This is a genomic window from Acetobacter oeni, assembly GCF_011516825.1.
GTDB lineage: Bacteria > Pseudomonadota > Alphaproteobacteria > Acetobacterales > Acetobacteraceae > Acetobacter > Acetobacter oeni.
The window spans coordinates 1-617 of the sequence record NZ_WOTA01000100.1; the positions used below are offsets into that span (position 1 = coordinate 1).

Consider the following 617-nt stretch of genomic DNA (forward strand, 5'->3'; position numbering starts at 1 on the left):
GCCATGCAAAGCTACGCTCCACGATCCAGCGTTTGGGCAAGACGACGAAGCCTTCGGCCCGATCGCTACGTTTGACGATCTCGATCGTCCATCGGCCGAGTTCAGCCAGCGCACCACGCAACTTCTCGCCAGCATATCCCCCGTCACCGATCAGATGGCGAAGCCAAGGGAATAATGAGCGTATTCTGGTCGCTACCAGCGGCGCACCGTCACGATCCTGAATGTCGGCGGGATGCACGGCAGCCGCCACGACATGACCCAGCGTGTCGGTCGTGATATGCCGCTTGCGTCCCCTGATCTTCTTGCCCGCGTCATAACCGCGTGGACCGCCGTTTTCAGCAGTTTTAACCGACTGGCTGTCAATAATGCCTACCGAAGGCGTGGCGTCTCGCCCGTCCTGCTCACGCGACAGGATCACGAGAATATGGTTAATGGCTTCCCATCTTCCCTCGCGGATCCAACGGTAGAAATAGCCCTGTACGGTCGTGAAGGCCGGAAAGTGCCGGGGCAACTGCCGCCATTGGCAGCCGGTCGTGACGATATAGAGGATCGCCTCCATGACCCGGCGCAAATCCGTACGTCGTGGTCTGCCCAGCCGTTTCTTCTCGGGCATCAGC

General features: G+C 59.8%; 1 protein-coding gene. It reads right to left on the reverse strand.

Going from position 1 to position 617, the window contains the following annotated elements; genetic code table 11:
• Positions 1-617, reverse strand: a 617-nt coding sequence (locus GOB90_RS18760) for an IS5-like element IS1032 family transposase (protein ID WP_173572232.1), incomplete at both ends; no start/stop codon positions are given.